The 22,651-nt window shown below is 55.4% G+C and carries 22 protein-coding genes, 4 tRNA genes and 1 pseudogene; 8 read left to right on the forward strand and 19 right to left on the reverse strand.

The window, feature by feature from the left end; all coding sequences use genetic code 11:
- Positions 1-702 (forward strand): glutamate--tRNA ligase family protein (locus MVB78_RS03855; protein WP_297488074.1); only part of this gene is annotated, 702 nt, incomplete at its 5' end.
- A 1-nt stretch (position 703) separates the two neighbouring features.
- Here MVB78_RS03855 and MVB78_RS03860 read toward each other — a convergent pair.
- From MVB78_RS03860 to MVB78_RS03875, 4 genes are all read right to left on the reverse strand, one after another.
- The gene (locus tag MVB78_RS03860; protein WP_297488077.1) at positions 704-1,993 is read right to left on the reverse strand and encodes a sodium-dependent transporter; all 1,290 of its coding nucleotides are present in this window, start codon (positions 1,991-1,993) and stop codon (positions 704-706) included.
- A 131-nt stretch (positions 1,994-2,124) separates the two neighbouring features.
- Positions 2,125-4,620, reverse strand: a complete 2,496-nt coding sequence (gene malP, locus MVB78_RS03865; protein ID WP_297488079.1) for a maltodextrin phosphorylase — start codon at positions 4,618-4,620, stop codon at positions 2,125-2,127.
- 79 nt (positions 4,621-4,699) lie between these two features.
- Positions 4,700-6,055, reverse strand: a complete 1,356-nt coding sequence (locus tag MVB78_RS03870; RefSeq protein ID WP_297488083.1) for a hypothetical protein — start codon at positions 6,053-6,055, stop codon at positions 4,700-4,702.
- A gap of 24 nt (positions 6,056-6,079) precedes the next feature.
- The gene (locus MVB78_RS03875) at positions 6,080-7,954 is read right to left on the reverse strand and encodes a phosphoenolpyruvate carboxykinase (GTP) (RefSeq protein ID WP_297488086.1); all 1,875 of its coding nucleotides are present in this window, start codon (positions 7,952-7,954) and stop codon (positions 6,080-6,082) included.
- A gap of 141 nt (positions 7,955-8,095) precedes the next feature.
- Here MVB78_RS03875 and MVB78_RS03880 point away from each other — a divergent pair, with 141 nt between their 5' ends.
- A complete protein-coding gene (locus MVB78_RS03880; protein WP_297488129.1) occupies positions 8,096-8,803 on the forward strand; it encodes a phospho-sugar mutase in 708 nt (235 codons plus the stop codon).
- Positions 8,804-8,863: 60 nt separating this feature from the next.
- A complete protein-coding gene (gene tmk, locus MVB78_RS03885) occupies positions 8,864-9,490 on the forward strand; it encodes a dTMP kinase (protein ID WP_297488089.1) in 627 nt (208 codons plus the stop codon).
- A gap of 162 nt (positions 9,491-9,652) precedes the next feature.
- Here the strand turns inward: tmk and MVB78_RS03890 are convergent.
- A tRNA-Leu gene (locus tag MVB78_RS03890) sits at positions 9,653-9,740 on the reverse strand.
- Between the two features lie 109 nt (positions 9,741-9,849).
- Between MVB78_RS03890 and MVB78_RS03895 the strand changes: the two genes are divergently transcribed.
- Together MVB78_RS03895 and MVB78_RS03900 are read left to right on the forward strand one after the other, a co-directional pair.
- A tRNA-Lys gene (locus tag MVB78_RS03895) sits at positions 9,850-9,927 on the forward strand.
- Positions 9,928-9,990: 63 nt separating this feature from the next.
- Entirely contained in the window at positions 9,991-11,175 is a 1,185-nt protein-coding gene (locus tag MVB78_RS03900) for a DEAD/DEAH box helicase (RefSeq protein WP_297488092.1), read from the forward strand.
- An 8-nt stretch (positions 11,176-11,183) separates the two neighbouring features.
- On the opposite strand, the gene MVB78_RS03905 is transcribed toward MVB78_RS03900, so the two are convergent.
- The 6 genes from MVB78_RS03905 to aor form a co-directional block, all read right to left on the reverse strand.
- Positions 11,184-11,258 (reverse strand) — tRNA-Cys (locus MVB78_RS03905).
- 19 nt (positions 11,259-11,277) lie between these two features.
- Positions 11,278-11,363, reverse strand: a tRNA-Ser gene (locus MVB78_RS03910).
- A gap of 48 nt (positions 11,364-11,411) precedes the next feature.
- Positions 11,412-11,939: a hypothetical protein gene (locus tag MVB78_RS03915; protein ID WP_297488095.1), complete on the reverse strand. Its 528-nt coding sequence runs from the start codon at positions 11,937-11,939 to the stop codon at positions 11,412-11,414.
- A 29-nt stretch (positions 11,940-11,968) separates the two neighbouring features.
- A complete protein-coding gene (locus MVB78_RS03920) occupies positions 11,969-13,114 on the reverse strand; it encodes a tungsten cofactor oxidoreductase radical SAM maturase (protein ID WP_297488098.1) in 1,146 nt (381 codons plus the stop codon).
- A gap of 1 nt (position 13,115) precedes the next feature.
- Positions 13,116-13,367: a MoaD/ThiS family protein gene (locus tag MVB78_RS03925; RefSeq protein ID WP_297488132.1), complete on the reverse strand. Its 252-nt coding sequence runs from the start codon at positions 13,365-13,367 to the stop codon at positions 13,116-13,118.
- Between the two features lie 70 nt (positions 13,368-13,437).
- Positions 13,438-15,255, reverse strand: a complete 1,818-nt coding sequence (gene aor, locus MVB78_RS03930; RefSeq protein WP_297488101.1) for an aldehyde ferredoxin oxidoreductase — start codon at positions 15,253-15,255, stop codon at positions 13,438-13,440.
- Positions 15,256-15,389: 134 nt separating this feature from the next.
- Between aor and MVB78_RS03935 the strand changes: the two genes are divergently transcribed.
- From MVB78_RS03935 to MVB78_RS03945, 3 genes are all read left to right on the forward strand, one after another.
- Positions 15,390-16,655, forward strand: a complete 1,266-nt coding sequence (locus MVB78_RS03935) for an Nre family DNA repair protein (protein WP_297488104.1) — start codon at positions 15,390-15,392, stop codon at positions 16,653-16,655.
- Between the two features lie 79 nt (positions 16,656-16,734).
- The gene (locus tag MVB78_RS03940; protein WP_297488107.1) at positions 16,735-16,908 is read left to right on the forward strand and encodes a hypothetical protein; all 174 of its coding nucleotides are present in this window, start codon (positions 16,735-16,737) and stop codon (positions 16,906-16,908) included.
- Positions 16,905-18,029 carry an alkaline phosphatase family protein gene (locus MVB78_RS03945; protein WP_297488110.1) on the forward strand — a complete coding sequence of 375 codons (1,125 nt, stop codon included), beginning with the start codon at positions 16,905-16,907 and terminating at the stop codon, positions 18,027-18,029. Before MVB78_RS03940 ends, MVB78_RS03945 begins: the two co-directional genes overlap by 4 nt.
- A 236-nt stretch (positions 18,030-18,265) precedes the next feature.
- On the opposite strand, the gene MVB78_RS03950 is transcribed toward MVB78_RS03945, so the two are convergent.
- The 8 genes and pseudogenes from MVB78_RS03950 to MVB78_RS03985 form a co-directional block, all read right to left on the reverse strand.
- The gene (locus MVB78_RS03950; RefSeq protein ID WP_297488114.1) at positions 18,266-18,661 is read right to left on the reverse strand and encodes a type II toxin-antitoxin system VapC family toxin; all 396 of its coding nucleotides are present in this window, start codon (positions 18,659-18,661) and stop codon (positions 18,266-18,268) included.
- Entirely contained in the window at positions 18,658-18,894 is a 237-nt protein-coding gene (locus MVB78_RS03955; RefSeq protein WP_297488117.1) for an AbrB/MazE/SpoVT family DNA-binding domain-containing protein, read from the reverse strand. Before MVB78_RS03955 ends, MVB78_RS03950 begins: the two co-directional genes overlap by 4 nt.
- Positions 18,895-18,986: 92 nt before the next feature.
- Positions 18,987-19,634 carry a 30S ribosomal protein S7 gene (locus MVB78_RS03960; RefSeq protein ID WP_297488135.1) on the reverse strand — a complete coding sequence of 216 codons (648 nt, stop codon included), beginning with the start codon at positions 19,632-19,634 and terminating at the stop codon, positions 18,987-18,989.
- A gap of 5 nt (positions 19,635-19,639) precedes the next feature.
- Positions 19,640-20,083: a 30S ribosomal protein S12 gene (locus MVB78_RS03965; RefSeq protein WP_297488120.1), complete on the reverse strand. Its 444-nt coding sequence runs from the start codon at positions 20,081-20,083 to the stop codon at positions 19,640-19,642.
- Between the two features lie 10 nt (positions 20,084-20,093).
- Entirely contained in the window at positions 20,094-20,531 is a 438-nt protein-coding gene (locus MVB78_RS03970; RefSeq protein ID WP_297488123.1) for a NusA-like transcription termination signal-binding factor, read from the reverse strand.
- A complete protein-coding gene (locus tag MVB78_RS03975) occupies positions 20,531-20,836 on the reverse strand; it encodes a 50S ribosomal protein L30e (RefSeq protein WP_297488126.1) in 306 nt (101 codons plus the stop codon). Before MVB78_RS03975 ends, MVB78_RS03970 begins: the two co-directional genes overlap by 1 nt.
- A 13-nt stretch (positions 20,837-20,849) precedes the next feature.
- Positions 20,850-22,025, reverse strand: a complete 1,176-nt coding sequence (gene rpoA2, locus MVB78_RS03980) for a DNA-directed RNA polymerase subunit A'' (protein WP_297488138.1) — start codon at positions 22,023-22,025, stop codon at positions 20,850-20,852.
- 5 nt (positions 22,026-22,030) lie between these two features.
- Positions 22,031-22,651: pseudogene (locus tag MVB78_RS03985) on the reverse strand (DNA-directed RNA polymerase subunit A'); the annotation flags it as partial.

Genomic DNA, 22,651 nt, shown 5'->3' on the forward strand with positions numbered 1-22,651 from the left:
AAGTCAAAGACGAGGAAAGGCATTAAGGAGGGCAAATACCTCGGCTGGGACGATCCGCGCCTCGGAACCATCCGTGCGTTAAGGAGACGTGGTATAAGGCCGGAAGCTATAAGGGAGCTGATCATAGAGGTTGGCCTGAAGAGGAGCGACACCACGGTAAGCTGGGACAACTTAGCCGCGATAAACAGGAAGATAATCGAGCCGATAGCCAACCGCTACTTCTTCGTCGCGGATCCGATTCCGATGTACATCGAGGGTGCAGAGGAGTTCACAGCCGAGATCCCCCTCCACCCGGACTACCCGGAGAGGGGAGTCAGGAGGCTGAAGTTTGAGCCGGGCAAGCCGGTCTACGTTTCGAAGGACGACATGGGGCTCTTCAAGCCGGGAAACTTCGTCCGCCTGAAGGACCTCTTCAACGTCGAGGTAGTCGAAGCGGGTGAGGATGGCGTCAAGGCCCACTTTCACAGTGTCGAATACGAGGTAGCGAAGGAGAACCGCTGGAGGATGGTTCACTGGGTAACCGAAGGAAAGCCCTGCGAGGTCTGGGTTCCCGAGGGGGAGGAGCTGCTCGTGAGGGAGGGCCTCCTTGAGAGCGACGCCGACGTTAAAGTGGACGATGTAGTCCAGTTCGAGCGCTTCGGCTTCGTTAGAATAGACGAGGTAAAAGACGGAAAGGTGCGGGCGATATTCGCCCACAGGTGAATTAAGAGGCCTCCGGTTTGGGCTTTATCAGCTCCCCCGCGAAGCCAAGGGCGATGACGAAGAGGGCCAGCAGTATTGAGAGGTAGTATATTCCTCCGAGCCTGGCATCGTAGACCGTCTGGATGGCGAAGCCTATCAGGAATATCGTGGTAGCTATGGCGATCGTCGAGAGCTGCAGCAGGGTGGGCTTTATCCTTCCCTCGAGCACGGGGTAGATCTCGAATATCGAGGTTATGAATATCGACGTGCTCACAGCCTTCAGGAACATGTCGGCTATGAGCGGTGGGGAGTCCAAGACCCCGAGGGTCAGCACTATCAGGGTGAGGTATACCGCCGCCTTCATCCTGTTCGTCTTGAACATTGACTGGATGATCTGCAGGTCGACCTCAGAGGCCGGCAGTATGCTCGTGAGGCCCGCCATGAATATCGTCAGACCTAAAAGGGCGAGCAGACCTGGGTGGCCGGATAGAACCTTTGGAAGGGCACCCATGAGCTCGATGGCCTGCTCTTCTCCCCCGTTGGCGTACCTCTGGAGGAGGTCCGGGTTGTAGGGGGCAACGGAGTAGATAACGGCGTAAGTTGAGAGGATCCCTATGATGTACTGGATGAAGACACCAAGGCTTATGATGTGCTTGGCCTTAAAGCGCTCGCTCATAAAGCTACCGAGCATTATGTAGAAGCCAAAGCCGAGGCCGACCCCGTAGAGGGCCCTGTCGGCGGCTTCCCTCAGCATCCCGAAGCTCAGCGGTCTCCACGCCGTAAGGAGGCCCTTGAAGTGGGCGGTGGAGGCGGGGTTAGCGAGCTGCACCTTAAAGAGGACGGCAATAATCGGAACCAGGATCACGAGTATAAGGGCTCCGAGGGCCATTATGACGAACGTTTTCTCCTTCGCGCGGGTTATTATCAGGAATATCAGGCCTATCATGATGAGCTTGGCGATCAGCCTGGCCACAGTCCCCACACCGAGTACGGGCGAGAGGAGGGTCAGCCCAACGTTGGCGGTGTAGTAGGAGAGGAACATTATGCCCACAGTTAGCAGGGCCATGACCATACCCGGCTTCCTTGAGATCTTGGTGTAGAGCTCAGTGAAGTAGTAGCCGGACTTCATCACGGCCTCCGATTCGATTATAGCGAGGTAGGTCAGGATCGCCAGGAAAATCACGTGCACCAACATGCCGCTCATGCCGTACTTGAGCCACATCTGGGGGAAGAGACCTATCGTCCCTATACCAGTTGCGAAACCGGCTACGAGTATCGTCAGGTAGAACGTCCACTTTTTAATTTGATCCATATCCTTCACCCCGAGGATATTGTCTTAAAATATTTGGGTGCCTAAACTTAAAACAGTTGCCCATCACGGAGTTGGTGTCCCGGGGATGAGTGCGCCCTTCTGTGATGAAATAAGAGAAAAGTAAAACATTCTCAGTCTAAAGATCTCCACTTGACGAGGCCGAGGAGGAACTTGTGGGGGAGCTTGTCGTGGTGGGGGTACACCCGGAGCGCGTAGTGCCAGCAGGGGTCGCCGAGATGCCTTAGGGCGCCGTTCTGGTAGGCGTAGAGCCAGGTTCCGTCTTCAAGACGCTTGGGATGCCTGAGCTCGAGTATATGCGGCCTCTCTATGTCGTAGCCCTGGGCCCTGACGCCGTAGTAGAGCTCGACCTTAACGTCCTCAGGGCTGAGGTCATCTAAGTCCAGGATAACCCTCAGCTCGGATCTGTCCCCGTTTACCGTCGCGTCCTTGAACTCAACCTTCGACCATGAGGAGAGTACCCTGTCCTTCCAGGCGGCCACCTCCTTCGCCCACCGGTAGTTCTCCCTCGTGGCCCATATGTGGTTGCTCATGGCCCTCGAGTAGAACCTGTCCATGTACTGCTTCACCATCCTGTGGGTGCTGAAGCGCGGGGCTATGCTCTTTATGCTCTCCTTCATCATGTGAACCCAGCGCTCCCGGTTCTCGTAGTAGGTTGGGATTATCTCCATCTCCAAGAGGTCGTATAGGGCCCTCGCGTCCTTTTCGTCGTCCCCCTCTTCCTCTGGCTCGGTGCTCTCCTCGCCTATGACCCATCCGTTCACCCCGTTGTAGCCCTCAACCCACCAGCCGTCGAAGATGCTCGCGTTCAGAACGCCGTTTAGCCCGGCTTTCATTCCGCTCGTCCCGCTCGCCTCAAGGGGCCTCCTCGGGGTGTTGAGCCAGACGTCAACGCCGGCCACCATGAGCCTGGCGCTCCCTATGTCGTAGTTCTCTATCACGAATATCTTTCCCCTGAACTCGGGCATCCTGCTGACCTCGTACACGCGCCTGAGGAACTCCTTCCCAGCCTCATCGCGCGGATGGGCCTTTCCGCCGAAGACGATGTAGACTGGCCTGTCGGGGTTGTTCAATATCTTCTTGAGCCGTTCCAAGTCGGTCAGGATCAGCGTGGCCCTCTTGTAAGTGGCGAAGCGCCTCGCAAACCCTATGATGAGGGACTCCTCGTCCATGGCCGGTATGGGGTCGTCGGTGCCCAGCCTCTCGTTGCGCTCAAGAGCCTTCCTCCTTATAAAGGCTATGAACTGTCTCTTGGCCTCAACATGTGCATCCCAGAGCTCCTCATCGGGTATCCTCTCCACCGCGTACCAGATGCCCTCAAGGTTCGTGTGCTCGCGCCAAACCCTGCCTATGTAGCGGTCGAAGAGCTTCCTGACCTCGTTGTGAACCCAGGTCATCGTGTGTATGCCGTTGGTTATGGCCTCAATCGGTATCTCGTCGAGGGGAACCTCGGGCCAGAGGTGGGCCCACATCCTCTTGGTAACCTCCGCATGCAGCTTGCTGACGCCGTTCACGTAGCTTGACGTCCTTATCGCGAGAAGGGTCATGTTGATCTGGTCTCCCTCGCGGCCGAGTTCGAGGATCTCCTCCCTGCCTTCGAGGAACTTGGCAAGTCTCTTCTTAACCTCCTCCACCGGGAACCTGTCGTGACCGGCCGGAACCGGCGTGTGGGTGGTGAATATCGTCGTGCCCCTCACGATGCTCAGGGCCTCGGTGAAGGTGAGCCCTTTGTCCATATACCACGCTATCCTCTGGAGGTTCGCAAAGGCCGGGTGGCCCTCGTTGAGGTGAACCACGCCGGGCTCTATTCCAAGGGCCTTGAGGAGCCTCATCCCACCTATTCCCAAGAGCATCTCCTGCTTTATCCTCTTGTCCAGCTCGGCGTTGTAGAGGTAGTCGCATATACTCCTGTCGTCCGGGCTGTTCTCCGGGACGTCCGTGTCGAGGAGGTACATCCTAACCCTTCCAACCTCGACCTCGAAGGCCCGCGCGTAGACGATCCTGTCCTCAACCGGAACCTCGATCAGGAGCAGGTTGCCGTTTCTGTCGAGGACGGGCCTCAGCGGCATCTCCTCGGGCCTGTACTCGGGGAACATTTCGAGCTGGTTGCCGTTTCTGTCGATCTCCTGTTTGAAGTAGCCGTGCTTGTAGAGGAGCCCGATGGCTATGAAGGGCAGCCCGAGGTCGCTGGCGGTCTTGACGTGGTCCCCAGCGAGTATCCCGAGGCCGCCTGAGTAGATGGGCAGGCTCTTGCTTATCCCGTATTCCATGCAGAGGTAGACTATGGGCTTGTCCCACTTGGGGTAGTTGGTTGAGAACCAGGTCGAGGTTGGGTTCATGTAGCTCTCAAACTGATCGACAACGAGCTCGTACAGGTTCATGAAGTCGTCATCTTTAAGGAGCTCCTTGAACCTGCTGGGAGGGGTATCGAGGAGAAGCTTAAGGGGGTTTTTATACTCCCTCCAGTGGGCGGGGTCGATGTACTCCCACATCTTAGTGGCGCGCCTGTTCCAGCTCCACCAGTAGTTGTAGGCAATCCTCACGAGGTCCTTCATTGGATACGGGAGCTTCCTCTTTATTGCATCCTCGGTTGAGTAAAACGCCTGCATAAGGACCACCTATATCATTTCAAGTGATACATGATTGCCCCTCAACCTTAAAAAACTGCCCCTCGTCATGTGACGAAGTTCACAGGACTCGGATTTTTACGAGCTTATACTGCCCTTTCCAGTGTTTCTCCAACGTTAGAACGAGTTCCGAACCGGGGAGGTATCCGGGGGGAGCTTTGAGCCGGATTTCAAAGGTATCGCCCATTTCCGAAAACGGGTTCCGGTACCTGCCGTATATCTTTGTGAGCTCTCTTTTGATTTTGTCTACCACCTCAGAAGGCTCGGATGTCAGTTCCCGGAGCTTGAAGATGTGCCCGCTGACTTCCACAGGGAGCTCGTCGCTCCTGCACAAAAGCGTCCACGCCTTGTATCTCTTTGAGAGGATAGTTGGAATCCGTTCCTTTCCCTTCCTCTTTTTCATCGCGCCGAGCACTGAGAGGTACACGTTCATTATACTCGTGTAGTAGTCCCTTTTTGAAACATTGAGTACAGTCTCCTCGATTTTCCAGAAGACCTCGAAATTCTCGAAGTACCACCTCCCCAGAGCGATGACGTCGTGAAGGAAATCATCCAGGGGCACTTCGACCGTCTCAGTCTTTGGGAACCAGTCACCCACTTCATTCACACGGTGTATCCTAATCACCTTCCCATCACGGGGCACTTCAAAGTAGAAATCGAGAAACTGGAAGAAGAGAGACGTCCGTATGATCAGTGAATCCTTCCTAACAGGTAGATTTTCGTTCAGGGCGTTTTCGAGGTCGTACACATGGAGTTTGTCGCGACCCGTGACTATTGAGTGTGCAACGTGAAGGAGCTCCTGCACGAAGCCGTAGAAGTCCACACACCCACCTTTCATGTTTTCGATGAACCAGCTCCCGAGGGGAGCATCCATAACCTTCAGCTCTCCCCATGCGTATTCCAAATCGCAGGAGTCGTACGTTGAAAAGTCAATGCAGAACTCAAGCACTCTGCCCCTGAACTTTGGGCGCAGGAGGAACCACGGCTTCCCATGCATCTCACGGTAGACTTCCACAGCCTTCCTGTACGCTTTGCCAAGGCCTGCGTAGTTGACGGGATTCTGCCCCATCTCCAGCAGGAGACGGTTTATCTCTCCGGCGTGATCCCGTAGGAACCGATACGTCATGACCAGAGATTTTTTCAGGAGGCGCTTTAAGTCCACACACCTATCCGCCATGCAAACGTAGCCATCGGCCATCTGGAAATTTCCCCCCAATGGAACCGGTGGAACATAGCCACCCCAGTAATGCCAGACCGGCAGGAGGAGAAGCCACTCGAGGAGTGCCGTTCCCTGAACGCCCCCTAACCTAACCCAGCCCCGTTTGCGGGTGTGGACTGAGGGCCTCATAACGAGCCTCCCGTCCCTGAGAAGAACCTCAATCGAAATTGGATGTCCGTGAAGTTCCCCAATCTTCACAGAGAATGTGAAAAAAGTTAAAATTTAAAGCTTTTCTCCAAGGGCAAAGGGACTTATGTAGTCCCCATACCTCTCTCTGGCCTCAAGCAGGCGCTTCCTCTCCTCATCAAGAACCTCGAAGAGCCTCTCCGGAACCTCCCTAACGGTCTCCCTGTAGATCCTCTCCACCCTGTCCAGCTTCTCCAAGAGCTCGGGAACCCGTATCGTGAACTGCTTCTCGTAGTCACCCCTCGTGTAGTCCTTGCCGAGGACGTCCTTGAAGAGCTTTACCAGGTCGCGGTACCTCGGGATGTAGCCGATCGGTGTCTCTATTGCATCAACGTCGTTGTGAACCCTCAGCTCCATCCACTTGAGCCAGACACCCTTGTCGAGCTTGTGGTTGAGCCACTGCCCGTTCTCGCGGAGGAAGTAGTTGACGGCAAAGATCTTCGGGGCCCTCTTCAGCTTCCTCCCGAAATCGAGGTAGTTCCTTATGTAGTCGCCGAGGTGGACGCTCATGAAGTCGAGTATCGCCATGGCGTTGAAAGCCCTAACGCCCTCCTTTCCGAGCGTTGCCGCTGTCGTCTCGCTCTCAAGCGATGCTCCCATCGTTATAACACCGTGCTCCCAGCCAAAAGCTTCCCTCACGGGCGGCCAGGTGTCGGCGTCTCTGCCGCCGAAGATCATCCCGCCGATTTCAACACCGCAGGGACTCTCAAGGGCCTCCATGTCAACGTTGGGGAAGTGCTCGAGCGAAACCGTGAAGCGGGCGTTCTTGTGGCTCGGCGGTATCTCGTTGCCCTCTTCATCCTTCTTCCCGCGCCACCACTCACCGCTGTGGTTCTCACCATCGGAGGGTATCTCGATGCCCATGCCGTTCCAGTAGGGCTTTCCATCCTTGACGAGGACGTTCGAGAAGATTATCTCAACCGGCGAGTGGAGGACCTTCCATATGATGGGGTCGTCCTCCTGGTTCACCCCCTGGATTATACCGAAGACCCCCTTCTCGACGTTCGCTCCCCTCGCCCGCCCGTCAACCTGGAGGATGAAGGTCAGATCGTCACCAACTATGTTCTCCCAGGGCATCATGGCCGTTGAGGTCTTCCCGCACATGCTCGGGTAAGCACCTGTAAAGTAGGTTTTCCTGCCGTGAGGGCCGTTCACGCGCATGAGGAACATGTGCTCGCTGAGCCAGCCCTCCTCGACAGCCCTCTTGATGGTAAGCCTGAAAGCCGGCTTCTTAAGCCCGATCGTGTTCCCTCCGTACTGGGTGTTGACGGAGTAGACTGTTTCGTCCTCAAGGTCGATGTAGATCCTCCTCTTATCGAGGTTCTTGCTCGTCTTCCTCTCGTCGAGCTCCCCCTCGCTGTGGACGAACCTGAAGAACCTCGCGGCCCTTCCAAGCCTTCTGAACTCCTCGTAACCTTTCCTGTAGAGGATGAACTCCGAGTGGGCAACGTAAGCAGAATCAGTGAGCTGAACCGCTGGAATCGTGAAAATCGAGTTCCTCGGCCCCAAAACGAAGAAGCAGATGAAAAGCTCTTTGCCGTGCATTATTCCCTTCATGAGCTCCTTTATCTCCCTGAGGCCTTCATCCCTGTCCTTCGTGTTGAGGAAGGGAAGCTTTCTGCCGCCCGGCGTCAGTATGGCCGTGTTGGCCTTATCCCTGGCCTGGTCGTGGTAGCTGTCGTAGTGAACCGTGTGGTTCGGCGTCTCAAGCATCTTCTCCTCCCCGTAGTAGAGGGCCTTCCAGCGGACGTGCTGCTCGTCCTCCTCGCTGTCTGTGCACACGAAAACCTTCTCGGGCTCGAGCCACTCGATCCAGTCCGCGAGGAACCTGTGGAGCTCGGGGTTGTCTATGGCCTTCACCTTTTCAAACTGCTCCCTGTTCAGCATCCTCTCCAGCCTTTCGAGGGACATGACTACCTCCTCCGGGTGGAGTTGACGGATGCATTAAAATAGTTTGCCGGCAGGTTTAAGTGCGTTGAAGAATATAGTAGGACATTGAAGGGAACCCAAAATTTTAAACACTCCCGGTGATAACCTGATGGGGTGGGAGAGATGGAGATATACCACTCAGAGAAGTTTAAGCCCGAGGAACTCGCCCTGCTTGGAAGGGCGATAGGAACCGTTGCCCACGGAACGACGATAGCCGGGAGGGACGGAAGGGCCCTCTCAAGGTACGGAAAGAGGGCGATGGTGGTGGGCATAGTGAGCACCGGCTCCACCACGATGGACGTGCGCCTAATCCCGCTGATAGCCCTCAAGGACTTTGCCCACGCCAAGGGGCTCCCCTTAGCTTACGTCTACTACTACGGCGGCGTCCGCGTTTACGTGAGCGGTATAGACAGCGAAGAGGTGAAGGCAATACTCAGCAGCGGGAGCTTTATAGAGGCGCATCCGAGCGACATAGGTGCGACGGTCTACTACCCGAACGCCCTCGACGACTTCATGAACGACCTGCTGAAGAAGTACAGGATGAAGCTCGGGAAGAGGGTTCTCGTGGACGCCATGAACACGCCGGCGGTGCTATTCTTCCCCCGCCTCTCGGAGGCGCTGGGCCTGGAGGCCGAGGTGATAAACGACATGATGACGAGCTACCTCCCCCCGAAGCCTAAGGAGGTCTTCATGTACAAACTTAAAAAGGAGAACTACGACTTTGGCATGCGCTTTAGACCTGACGGGATCGTTGAGGTCTACAGAGACGGGGAAAAGATTGAATTTGGGAGTATGTGGGCCCTCATGGATTACCTCAAGAAGAACTTTTAATGAGCCGGCTGGAAAGCGTTAAAAGGGCACGGATGAACCCGGTTTTCCGGGGGTGTGGTCGTGGGCGTGTTCATAGTACTCGAAGGTATAGACGGGGCTGGAAAATCAACGCAGGCTAAAATGCTGGCGGAATGGTTTGAGGAGAGGGGACAAGAGGTCGTCCTAACGAAGGAGCCAACGGACACCGCTTTTGGAAAGCTCATCAGGAGGCTGGTCCTCACCGGGGGAAGGGTCGGCATAATAGACGGGGCCAAGATAAGTCACGAGGCCGAGGCACTGCTCTTCGCGGCAGACAGGGCCGAGCACATCCACAAGCTCATCCGGCCGGCGCTGGAGGAGGGGAAGGTCGTTATCTCGGACAGGTACTTCTACTCCTCCTTGGCGTACCAATGGGCGAGGGGGCTCGACCTCGAGTGGCTCATCGACCTCAACCGCTTTGCCATAAGGCCGGATATAGCGATCCTACTCGACATACCGGCCAGGGAGAGCATGAGGCGCATAAAGGGGAGGGCAATAAAAACGGAGTTCGACAGGATATTCGAGCTCCAGAGGAGCGTGAGGAACAACTACCTAAAGCTCGCCGAGATGTTTCCAGAGATCAGGATAGTAAACGCCCAGAACAGCGTTGAGGACATCCACAGGGATATAATCGGGTTAATAGAACAGGAGATCTTTAAGAGGGCCTGAATTTGAGATTGGCCTTTTTCATTCCAAAATTTGCAGGACAAAGCTTGATCAAGGGTGTTTTTCTGAGTGAAACACTCAAGGAAGGAGCGGGTGAGTTAAAAATCCGTTCCAGTTGAGCATTACAGAAAAGGCCCCATCCCCGCCAGCGTGCTTTGAATTTTATGGTGCGGGGGCGGGGATTTGAACCCCGGAACCCCTACGGGACGGGACCCTCAATCCCGCGCCTTTGACCAGGCTTGGCAACCCCCGCTCGCCAAAGTATAGGGGAGCCCGGTAATTTATAAAGTTTTCTGTGAGCTGCGGCCTTCAATAGACCAAAAACTTTATAAATTACCTCCCCGTCTATCAGTTCGGGTTTTGGGCCGGTAGCTCAGCATGGTTAGAGCGCGGGACTCTTAATCCCGTGGTCGGGGGTTCGAATCCCCCTCGGCCCGCCAAAGTGCGTTTCTTCTCGACGCGTTCCGTTTGAGGGGGAGCGCTTAAAGCAGGGGATAGAGAAAATGAGTTTTGAAAAACTTGGTTTATCGGAGGCCTCACTGACGGCCGTTAAAGAGAAGGGTTTCAGCAAACCCACGGACATCCAGAGGGAGGTCATACCCCTTCTCCTGAGGGGAGAGAACGATGTGATAGGCCAGTCCCAGACCGGAACCGGGAAGACTGCGGCCTTTGCGCTCCCGATCATAGAGGCCCTTGACCCGCACGACAGGAGGGTCCAGGCCATAATCCTGACCCCAACGAGGGAGCTCGCCCTTCAGGTAGCGGATGAGATCAAGGCCCTCAGGGGCAGGAAGAGGGTTTACGTTTACGCGGTCTACGGCGGCCAGCCTATAGGCCCCCAGATAAGGGCTCTGGAGAGGGGAGCTCACATCGTAGTCGGAACGCCGGGGAGGGTTCTCGACCACCTCCAGAGGGGAACGCTCAACCTCGACGCAGTGAGGTTCTTCGTCCTCGACGAGGCTGACAGAATGCTCGATATGGGCTTCGTGAAGGATATAGAGAGCATAATGCAGAGAACCCCAAAGGAAAAGCGCATACTGATGTTCTCGGCTACCATGCCGACTGAAGTGCTCCTCTTAGCCAAGAAGTACATGCAGAACCCCGAGGTCGTCATAGTGAGCAGGGACGAGCTCGTTCCGGAGATGGTGGAGCAGGAGTACATAGAGGTTCTGCCAGCGAGGAAATACGGAAAGCTGAAGGAAGTCCTCGAAGGGGATTTCTACGGGATAGTGTTCTGCCAGACGAAGAGGGAGACGCGGGAGCTAAGCGGGAGACTCAGAAGGGATGGATACGCTGCCGAGAGCCTGAACGGCGACATGACCCAGGCCGCCCGCGAGAGGACCTTCCAGAGGTTCAAGGAGAGGAGAACACGGATCCTTGTGGCTACAGACGTCGCCGCGAGAGGCCTTGACGTTCGGGATATAAACCACGTCGTCAACTACTCGATACCCATGAACCCCGAGCAGTACATCCACAGGATAGGGAGAACGGGAAGGATGGGAAAGAAGGGAAGAGCCGTAACCTTCCTGGAGCCCGGCGAGCTGGGGAGGTTCAGGCGCATAGCAAAGGCCGCCCGGGTCGAGGTGCGCAGGTCAAAGCTCAGTGAGAGGGTTCCAAAGGAGTTCAGGGACGAGGAGCTTGAGAACGAGTACCGCAGGAGATGGGGAGGCAGGAGAAGGAGGTTTTAAAGTGAAGGTGGAGCCGGGACCGGGATTTGAACCCGGGTGGAAGGGATCTGCAGTCCCTCGCCTCGCCTCTAGGCTATCCCGGCATCGAGCCTGAAGAAGCAATGGCGCCGCGGAGGGGATTTGAACCCCTGTGGGCACCGCCCACCGGCTTAGCAGGCCGGCGCCCTACCAGGCTAGGCTACCGCGGCACGTTCGAGTTATATGAACCGGAGAGGGTTTTTAAGCTTTTTGGGCTCTCATTTCCAAGGCCCAGTCTGGAGGAGAATGTATAAGTAAATAAAAGCAAAAGTTAAAATTATTAATGGTACAGCTCTTTTTGTTCTTAATACCCTAGAAAACCAATTGATCCTATATTCTACTCCCGCGATCTCAACGGGTAGCCCTTTAGAAAACTGTTCTCCCCTGACTCCTATAAAACCCCACCCAGGAGGCTCCGCGTCTCTAGCCTGAGCCATTCTAAAGATGTAGTAATCTGAACTTCTAAAGTAGGAACTTGCCCAGGGGATACATAGAAACAAGCCCACTAACGCCGCTATAAACCTACTTGGCTGATATTGTCCTGTTAAAGGTGTGGTCAAAAGGGATTGCAAGAGGAAAGATAAAAATACAGTATGGGCTATTAAGAAAGCCCCAAAGATCTGCCACAAAAGTTGCCCTTCATATTTCACTAACTCCAAGGCTACCGAGTATTTAGCGATATCCATATCACTAAGGCCAGTTTCAATGGGAGTGCAAATTTCTTCTTTTTCTGGAGCTATTCCCATACTTTTCCACCAATAATGTGAATCAAATTTTAATAGAATTTCCCGAAGTTGTACTGGGGAATCGGGCACTGAACGATCCTCCGGGACCAGAGGCAGTCGGCGCAGCTCGGCTCGTTGCCCCAGCAGTCTATGTCGCTCGTCTTGACGAAGTCGCAGGCGTCAACGAGTGGGCAGTCGGTGCAGGAGGGATACATGTAGTTCTTCATCGTAAAGCGGAACCAGGTGTACTTCTCGCTCGTCCATATCTCTGCGAGGTTCTTCTCCCTCACGTTGCCGAAGGAGTAGGCGTTGACCTTCTTCTTCCTGCCGAAGATGTACTCGTAGTAGGAGTGTAGGAAGCGGTAGCAGGGGGCAACTTCGCCGTCCCACCTGATTACTGCCACGTTGTTCTCGTCGAAGTCGCACTGCCTCTCTGTCTTAAGCTCGAAGTTGGGGAGCTTTATGTAGAGGCCGTTGTGGGCTATCTTGTAGAGCTCATCCACTATCGGGGTCATGTCCACACTTCCGTCGTAGACGATGTCCTTGGTCTGCTCCTCAGTTAGGGGAAGCAGGTTCGAGACGAGCATCGAATCCACGTTCAGGTTGAGGAGGAACCTCGCGAGGTCCGGCAGCTGCTTGTAGTTCTCCTTGGTGACGACCACTTCAACCCCTATGCTCGGCCTGTGGGTTCCGTACTCCTCGCGGTACTTCACGAGCCTGCGTATCCTGTCGGCTGTTGCGGCCGCAGCGAGGTGGCCGAGGGTTATGGCGTTCTGGGCCGTTGGAACCGTGTCCATGGAAAAGTAGATGAGCTCCACGCCGAGCTTTGCGAGCTCCCTGAGCATCTTGTCAGTGAGGAGGGTCCCGTTGCTGCTCATACCGAGGGCAAAACCGCGCTTCTTGACCTCCCTCACCATGTCCATGAAGCGCGGGTGAACTGTGGGCTCGCCGATACCGCCGAAGTAAATCATTTTAAGCTCCGGGAACTCCTCCGCGTCGTTGAGGATCTTGAGGAAGAGCTCCCAGTCCATGTCGCCTTCGGTGTCCTCCCAGTACTGCTTGAAGCACATCTCGCACTTTAAGTTACAGCGGCTCGTAACCTCTATGTAGAGGTACTTCATGTCGAGTTTGGGCCTTATGATGACCTTTCCATCCCAGAGGGAGAAGGTGTACTCCCTACCGACTTCCTTCGCCAATTCAACCGCCTCCAGCGGGTGGGAATATGCTGACGGTGTCATCGTCAGAAACCGGGGTCGCCAGGCCGTTGAGGTGCTCGACGTTCTTCCCGTTCACGAGGACGATGAACCCCTTTTCGAGTTCCTTTTTAAAGCCCGGGAAGAGCTCGTCAAGCCTGTTCAGTATCTCGCCAACGTTCTCAACGCCATCCAACTCAAGCCTTCTCCTCCCGGTGAGCTCGATTAGCGTCGCGAAAAGCTTGACTTTAACCATGAGCACCACCGCTCTTTCCATCTGGGTATCGAGAACCATTAAAAAAGGTTATTGGACAAAAATGGGGAAATCAAAGGAACTCCTCTATACCGAGCTCCTTTGCCTTCTCGGGTGGAACCCTTCCGTCCTCGGTCCAGCCGCGCATCTTGTAGAACCTCGGCAGCATCTCCTTCAGCCTTACAGTGTATCCCTTGTTCGGGCCCTCAGGCATCGGCTCCTCAAGGAAGCGCTTCGGCAGGGTGTCGTCCTTCAGCGGGTCGAGGCCGGCCTTCAGGTTGAATATCCTCTCGGCGTTCCAGATGCGCTCGCCGATCTTGAGGTAGTCGTCGGTCGAGAAGTCCCAGCCAAGGGCGGCGTTAAGCATGTCGCGGAAGTCGTCCGCTCCAAGACCAAAGGTCGTGAACAGACAGAGGCCTGCAGCATCTATGACCGCGCTCAGGTGCTGGAAGAGCAGGAGCATCTTTATCTTGTCGTCGCTTATGTCGTGCGGGTCCATCTTGTACGGGTAGCCGAGGATCTCCGGGCTTATCATGTAGTTCTTGATGTGGCAGCCGCCGCGGTTGTTGGTCGCGTAGCCGAGGCCGTGTCCCTCTGCTCCACGCGGGTCGTAGGCAGGTAGCTCAAGCTTCTTGACGCTCATCGAGAACTCTGGATGGCCGTAGCTCTCGGCGAAGCGGTAGCTTCCCTCGGCAAGCTTGTCACCGATGCCCTTCCTGTAGGCGATCTTCTCGATGTAGTAGTGCAGAACCTCCGTGTTGCCCCACCTGAAGGGCGGTGCATCGCCGAGGTCTTCGTCGGTGAGGTAGCCCTTCTCGTAGAGCTCCATCGCAGCGGCGAGGGTTCCACCGGTTGAGATTGTGTCAAGGCCAAACTCATCGCACATGTGGTTGGCCTCGATTATGCTCGCGAGGTCGTTTATGCCGAGGTCGGCACCGAGTGCCCAGATGCTCTCGTACTCCGGTCCCTCTGTTACACCAACGGTCGGGAGCTTGTTCACCCTGCCGCAGCCTATGGGACAGGCGTAGCACGGCTGGTTCCTGATGAGGTACTTGGCCGTCATGGCCTCGCCGCTGTGCTCGTAAGCGAGCTCAAAAACTCCGGTCTGGAAGTTCCTCGTTGGATAGAGGCCGTTTTCGTTTATTATATTGACGAGAACCGCTGTACCGTACTTCGGCAGTCCGCCACCTGCAACCGGATCGTTCCTGAGCTTGTTTATCTTCTCCCTGACTGTGAGCATGAACTTCTGCCTGTCCGCTATGGGAACGCGCTTGCTCCCCTCGACCGCTATGGCCTTGAGGTTCTTGCTCCCCATAACGGCACCGACACCGGCCCTTCCCGCGGCGCGGTGGCCGTCGTTCATTATGGCTGCAAACTTAACGAGGTTCTCTCCAGCGGGCCCAATGCTCGCTATGTGCAGCTTCTTGCTCCCTATCTCCTTCTTTATGGTCTCCTCCGTCTCACTGACCAGTTTACCCCAGAGGTGGCTCGCGTCGCGAATCTCAACGTTGTCGTCCTTGATGTAGATGTAAACCGGGCTCTCGGCCTTGCCCTCAACGATTATGCCGTCCCAGCCTGCGAACTTCAGCTCCGCCCCAAAGTAGCCGCCGGAGTTTGCCATGGTTATGAAGCCCGTCAGGGGGCCCTTGGTAACGACGTTGTACCTTCCGCCGGTTGGAGCGCTCGTTCCGCTCAGCGGGCCCGGGGTTATGATCAACATGTTGTCGGGGCTCAGCGGATCGACCTTCGGATCCATGTCCCTGAGAAGGAAGTATATTGCCAGGCCCCTGCTCCCAAGCCATTTCTTGGCGAGCTCCTCATCGTACTCCTCTACCTTGACCTCCCCCTTGGAGAGGTTCACGCGCAAAAACCTGCCCCAGTTGCCGTACATAAAAACACCTCGTGCCATTTATGTCCACTGAAGTATATAAAAGTTTAGGAAAGCACATTTTTTAGCGTATTCCGGCATGTTAACCAGTACTGTTAAAGGGCTAAGGTTAAGTAGTCCTCGGAGAACATCCGCCGATGACTGAGCTCTTCAACTCAAAACTCTGTGCCGTCTGCAAGGGCAGGAAGCTCCTGTGCGGAAGGCCAACCTGTCCAATCCTTGAACGCTTTAAGGTAGCCCGCAGCGTGGAGGGAAAGCTGAACAAAAGGCACCTCTTCGGTTCTTCTCCGCCAAGCGTTTTCGTCGGCGAGTACGGCTACCCCAAGGTCAGGATAGGCCCTCTCGTTCCACCCATCGAAGGGGAGACGGACTACCTCGACAACCCGCTGAAATGGGAGGACAAGACCATAAGGGACATCCTCTACTACCGCTCGCTTTTGGTAATGGGCGAGATTAAGGCTGATGTGATGGTGAGGAAGAGCGGTAGAGTTTTGGATGAAGTTCGGGAGCTGGCGATGAGCGTTAAACCCGTTGACAGCGAGATCCTGCTGAAGAAGAGGCCAGTCCTCAGGGTCATCCCGAGCGAGTTCGCACCGCCCCTCGGCCCAAAAGCCGAGCTCCTCGACTTCGAGCTGACGGAGAACCCGAGGATACCGAGGAAGACTGATTACGTTGTGAGCGACGAGCTAAAGGCGGAGGAAGCTATAATGCGCCTCTACAACTGGGGCTTCGATGAGTACTACATCATCAGGCTTCTCTCCGCGGGACTGCTCGGGATCGAGAAGAAGCTCGTCCCGACGAGGTGGAGCATCACAGCCGTCCAGGACACGATAGGAAAGAACCTGAGGCGAGAAATTTTGCACTACCCATTAATCAACGACTACGAGGTTTACTTCTACCGCTTCCTCGGCAACCGCTACGCCGTCCTTCTGATGCCCGAGAGCTACGCCTTCGAGCTTTTAGAGGTCTGGCTTAAGGGTTCGCTCTTCGGTTCGAGCGAGCCGAGCGTAATCCACGACTACGAGGACTTCCGCGGGAGAAGGGAGTACGTCAAGGAAACCGCTGGAGCTTACTACGCGGCCCGCTTAAGCGTCCTCGAAGCCCTTCGCGAAAGAAGGAGGCAGGCAAGGGCCGTTGTCTTCCGCGAGGTTACGCCCGAATACTACGCTCCAGTTGGCGTGTGGCAGATAAGGCTCGGAGTGAAGAAAGCTTTAAGGAACTTAATAGGCCGCTTTGAAACCCTTAATGAGGCTCTGGAAGCTATAAGGAGACGCCTTGAGCATCCGTTCGAGAAATACCTTGAGAGAAGCTACGTCCTCGGCAGATTAGCGAGGCAGAGGAATTTAGACGAATGGCTCGGAAGGAATATATACCTGCTCGACAGGAAGAATGCAGGTGGATGACGAGCCCTCCATCCCACTGAATGATGATGAATGCACGTCAGGCCGACACCCCTTGGGAGTGATAACGTGGGGGGAACTCATGAGGATTGAGAAGAAACTTGAGGACATAGAGAAACTACTAAACGAGCTACTTGAGCGGGAGGAGAGCTACGCTATAATGAAGCTCTCGGAGGAATCCCTAGAGGATTTCCTTGAGGACGAACCTGATATTTATGGGGGATTCCAGGTTAAGTCTTCGGGGTTTGAGTCATGAGAAAGAAGCTCGCCCTCATAAGCCTCGACGGCAACGGTGTTTACAACCTCAAGCACATGCCCTTCCTAAGGGAGTTAGCCGAGAGAGGGGACTTCACCGTTGTAGATTCCATCTTCCCCACGCTGACGGACTTGGTTCACACGAGCGTGATGACTGGAGTCTGGCCCAAGGATCACGGCGTCGTCGAGAACGGCTACTACGACCGCTTGAGCGACAGGAAGATCAACTTCTACGACTACGAGGTCGCCTTCAACCCGCACAGGGTCATAAAGGCCCCTACGATCGTGGACATCCTCCGCGGGAGGGGCATTAAGACGGGCTCGGTAAGTGGCTACACAATGCCTCCCTTCAGCGGAACCGACGTCAGGATTTTCCCGCCGTTCTTTGCGAACGATAAGATGTACCTGGGACACGGAAGGGACTGGAGGAAGGACGTCTGGGTTTTGAATTCAGCGCTCTACATCTACGAGGAATGCAAACCAGATTTGCTCCTCGTCCACTTCGCCTCGATAGACGGCATGAGCCACGATCACGGCCCCCTGAGCGATGGTGCACTGAAAGCGGTCGAGACCGTTGACACCGCCGTCAGAACCCTCTGGGAGCGCCTCAAAGATGAGTACGCCTTCATAATCTTCGCCGATCACGGGCAGGAAAAAGTCCACACATGGGTGAACCTGCGCGTTTACCTCAGGAAGCACGGGGTTGAAACGCTCCGGGTTTCATCCGGCGGCGGCGTTCACGTCTATCTGAGAAATCCGGGCGATGCCGAGGAGGCCTTTGAAGTTCTCAGGAAAGCCCCCGGTGTCAAAGACGTCTTCTTCCGCGACGAGCTTCCCCACCTGGACACTCCCAACAGTGGAGAGATCATAGTCTCTGCCAAGCCCGGCTACTGGTTCTGCTCCCATAGGATGTGCAAGGGGATTAAAGGAGTAAGCCACTGGGTCAAGGGCATGCACGGCTCGATGAACGAGCCCGTTGTTAAGGTTCCTCTGATACTGTGGGGTTTTGAGAGGGCAAACCTTGAGGGAGCGAGCCTGATTGACATAGCGCCGACAATCCTGAACTTCTTCGGCGTTGAGAAGCCTGCCAACATGGTGGGGAGGAGTCTGATAAAAACCTGAAAAACTCGGAGCTTGATGGCTATTTCGGCCTTGTTGCTCTGAGAAAGCCTCAGAGGTTTGGGAGGAACGAGAAAAGAGGGGTAAGGGTCCATCCCCTGCAATGTTGGGGGATTTCATAGAGAGGGAACACCCGTGAAGGCATTCTTATTTACCTCTTCTTCCGAGAACCTCGGGAGAATCATCTTACCGCCATGGGAACTCCTCAAAGGACGTTAAAAATCACACGGCTAAGAAATTCACAGCCACTCCACCCGCACCTTGTCCTCAACGCTCTTGAACTCACTGTCTCCAGTGAGGAGCGTGGCGTCTAAATCAATTGCCGTCGCGACTGCAAAAGCATCGGCGTAGCTGAGCCTGTGGAAGGCTTTTATCCTTCCGGCTATGAGCGCGAGCCTCTCATCGGCGACCACGAGTTTAAGCGGTTCCCTCCTGATAAGAGCAACCGCAAGATTCGCCATACCCTTTCCACTTCTTTTTGAGATGATGTAGTAAACCTCGCCGAGGTTCACCACGTTCATGTAAATTTCGGCCTTACCGCTTCTTCCGAGGTTGAGATATTCCTCCACCTTGTCTGCAACCGCTTCTTCGTTGATGTAGGCTAAAACTGCATAGCTATCCAGGACGATCCTCATTCCTTAGCCTCCAGCTTTTCTTCCTCGTTCCTGACTTCGCGGAGTATCTCTCTGACGGGTCTCTCGAACCTGACGAGTCCCCTTAGCTTAAGGTTTTTCTTTACGGGAACCAGAACTATCTCATCCCCCAGGTCGAGAACCTCAATCTCGTCGCCCTCTCTGATGTCGAACTTTTCACGAATTATTTTTGGTAAGACTATCTGGCCCTTTGAGGAAACTTTAACCCTAACCATCTTACATCCACCAAAATAATCTTACCCAAAGGGCATAAAAACTTCCGGGTAGAAACCGAGAAAAGCGGAATAGAAGAGAAAGCGGTCAGTCTTCAGCGCGAGGACTGGGCGATCCTCTCGATCTCCTCCTTCTTGCTGTAGGCGAAGCTCTTGGGATCCGCGTTGGCAGCCGCGATTATCTCCTCCGCGAGGGCCTTAGCGTAGCTGGTCTTGTTGCGGTAGCACTTTATGCTCGCGCCGAGGGCGATGTTTTTGAGGGCTATGTCGAGCCTCCTGAGTGGGGAGACGTCAACGGCCATGTGGTACCTTATGCCGCCGAAGGCTATCGTGGTCGTGTCCTCCCTCGGGGACGAGTTTTCAATGGCTCTGATGAGAACCTGGAGAGGGTTCTGCTTGGTTCTGCGCTCGATGATCATGAAGGCCTCCTTGACGACTTCATAGGCTTTCATCTTCTTGCTCATTATCGAGCGGTGCTCACGCCTCATGAAGTGGCCGCCCGCCTTGGAGTGGCTGGCACCGCTCCTCATGACCTTGTTGATGAGTCTTTCAACGATGTGGACGTTGGCCTTGCCAAAGGGCTTCTTTGCATGCCTGCCGTGGCTGTGCGGGAGTATCTTAGGTTCGATGGATATGTAAGGCCTGAGGGAGGGGTCGTTGACGACAACGTCCTCGACGCTCCACCTGCCCATGAGCTTGACTTCCTTCGGGACGAAGAAGCGCTCGCTGAGTGGCTTGGCCATGCACTTCACCTCCTCGGCTTCTCCTTTCTGCCCTTGACGAGCTCCTTGAGGCTGACGCGGTTGACCTTGACGACCTTATATCTGATACCCGGGATATCGCCGACGGAACCGCCCTTGGGGCCTCCAATCCCCTCGATTATCACTTCGTCGTGCTCGTCTATGTGGTTTATTGCTCCATCACCCGGGGTGAAGGCGGTGACTACCTTACCGTTCTTTATGAGCTGCACACGGACAGCTTTACGCATGGCCGAGTTGGGCTGCTTCGCCTCAACCGCGATCTTTTCAAGGACTATCCCCTTGGCCTGGGGGGCCCCTCCGAGGGGGTCGCTCTTCTCCTTGAGGCGGAGAACCCTTCTCTTGTAGGTTATGTCGCTCCACCGGAACTTCTTCCTCTTGAGCTTGAGCTTCCTTCCGGCGAACTCTCCATACGGGGCCTTCTTTCCACTCATGATCCTCACCTCATATTATGATCACATCGCTGATGCTGTGGTGCCTCTCCATCAGCTCCTTCACGAGGTTTATGTTCTGCCCGCCCCTCCCGATTGCACGGGGCTTATCGCGCGGGCCGATATCAAGGAGGGCAACCTTCTTCCCATCCCTCTTCTCGGTGATGTGAATCTTTTTAACCTTAACCCCGAGGCTTTTATAAATATTCCTCAGGAACTCCTCGGGATTCTCGGAGTGCTCGATGAGCTCTATATCCTTCCCGAGCATGTTCTGCACGCGCTTCACGCTCGCCCCCTTCTTACCGAGGGCCAATCCCATCTCGCCCTTCTTGATGACGTAGATGAGCCTGTTCCTATCGGCGTCTATGAGGCAGTCGAGGACAGTAGCTCCTGTCATGCTCTCGAAGAGGGCTATGTACTTGATCTGGTCTGTGTTGAGCTTCAGCGGCATTACTCCTTACCCCCGAGGGCCAGTATTTTGCTCTCGCCAGGATCAAGGATCGCTATGGCCGAGACAGTGTGAGGTCTTCCCAAGAGCGTTCCAAGCTCAACGCTCGTCCCCTCGAACTCGTAAACCGGGATCCCGCTGAGCTTTGCGTAGTACCTTATGTCCTCCTTCACGTCCGGCCTGCTGTTGCTCGCGACTATGATCATCTTCGCCTCTCCAACCTTGGCGTAGTGGATGCTCTTCTTAGCCCCCATGACGAGCCTTCCCGTGTCCTGAACCTTCCTCAGCTCAAAGGCAAAATCAACCATCCTTTACACCTCCCTACTCCCTTTTCGGTCTCAGGGGGAGAGCCATTGCGAGTTTAACCATCCCAGTGCCAACTGGCACAGGCTGCCCCACGAGCACGTTCTCTACCACGCCGTTGAGCGGGTCGACTTCTCCCCTCTCAGCGGCCTCGAACAGGTGCTGGGTCGTTATCTCGAAGGCCGCCCTTGCGAGGACACTGGCCTTCTCGCCCACAACACCGTGCCGGCCTATCGGCCTTATGACCCCATCGAGGGTCATCATGTCGGCGACGAGCATTATGTGCCTGACGTCAACTTCAAGGCCCTGCTCGCGCATCGTGTTAACGATCTCCTCTATGATGGCGTTCCTCGCGGCCTCGATCCCGAGCACCTCGGCGATCTCCCAGATGTTGTTCGTCCGGGTTCTCGTCGGGTCGACCCCCGGAACCTTGAGCACCTGCTTGAAGTTCGAGCCCTCGGTGTAGATGACGTATTCGTCGCCCTCCTTCCTTATGATGGTCTTCCCGACGCCAGAGAGACCCTTAAGGCGGTGCTTTTTAACCTTTTCGGAGAGCCTCCTGAGGTCGGAGAGCTTCCCGGCCTTCTTTGGCCTGGCTATTAGGGTGTAGCCATCGACCTCAAACTCCGCACTCTTGAAAGATCCCGAAAGCTTCTTCAAGACCCTCTCCATGTCCAAGCCGGCCTTCTCAAGCCTCTCCGGGTCTATGTCAACGATGAACTCAAAGTTCAGTATGTCTATTGTGGTCTCCCTCGCCAAGTTCTCTATCGTCGTCCCCTCTATCCTCCTCGCGACCTCAAGGGCCTTCTCCATATCGGCCCTGTGCTCCTCATCGAGGTAGACGGTCATAATGGGCGTTGAAGGGTTCTTCCGGGCGTCAACAATCTCTATGATCCTCGGCAGACCGAGGGTAACGTTGATCTCTGCAACGCCCGCGTAGTGGAAGGTGTTGAGGGTCATCTGGGTGGATGGCTCACCTATGGACTGGGCCGCCACGGTTCCAATGGGCTCTCCCGGCTCAACAAGGGCGTTCTGGTACTCAGATAGGGTCTCCTCGATTATGGCCTCGACTTCAGCCTTCTTCAGTTTGTACTTCCTGTTGTACTCGAGGAGTTTTGAGTAGAGCTTCCCCTTCAGGTCATCAGGAAGCTCGGCCTTGTCAACGAGGCTTTTTATGGTCTTGGCGGATACCATTCGGATCACCTCCTCCCGTTGCCCCTCGATTTGAGCAGCGTCCTCATGATCACCCTGTCAACGTCGAGTGTGCTGCCTCCCCAGCTCCTCATTGGGTCAACGCCGTCCTCCCCGTACTTGAACTGGACTATTATACCTGTCGGGTCCCTCACGGTTCCGTCGTAGTCAACTTTGAGATCCTGGAGCGCGTTTATGAGCCTGCGCTGCATGTAGCCGCTCTGGGCGGTTCTCACCGCGGTATCGACGAGGCCTTCCCTGCCGCCCATGGCGTGGAAGAAGTACTCCTGGGGAGTGAGCCCGCTCTTGTAGGAGTTCGTGACAAAGCCCCTCGCCTTCGCCCCGAGGTCGCCGGGCTTGAAGTGCGTGAGAACCCTCCCGCGGTAGCCGCGGTAAAGGCGCTTTCCGCGGATCGACTGCTGGCCGAGCATCGCCGCCATCTGGGTGATGTTGAGGATCTTGCCCCTCGCACCGGTCTTCGCCATTACGACGGCGTGGTTCCCCATACCAAGGTACTTCTCGGCCACGTTGCCGGCGTTGTCACGGGCCTCCGCAAGGACTGCCATGATCTTGCTCTCAAGGGTGTCCTCAAGGCTCTTGCCCGGGAGGGGCTCAAGTTCGCCCCGCCT

The sequence above is a fragment of the Thermococcus sp. genome (assembly GCF_026991495.1).
GTDB lineage: Archaea > Methanobacteriota_B > Thermococci > Thermococcales > Thermococcaceae > Thermococcus.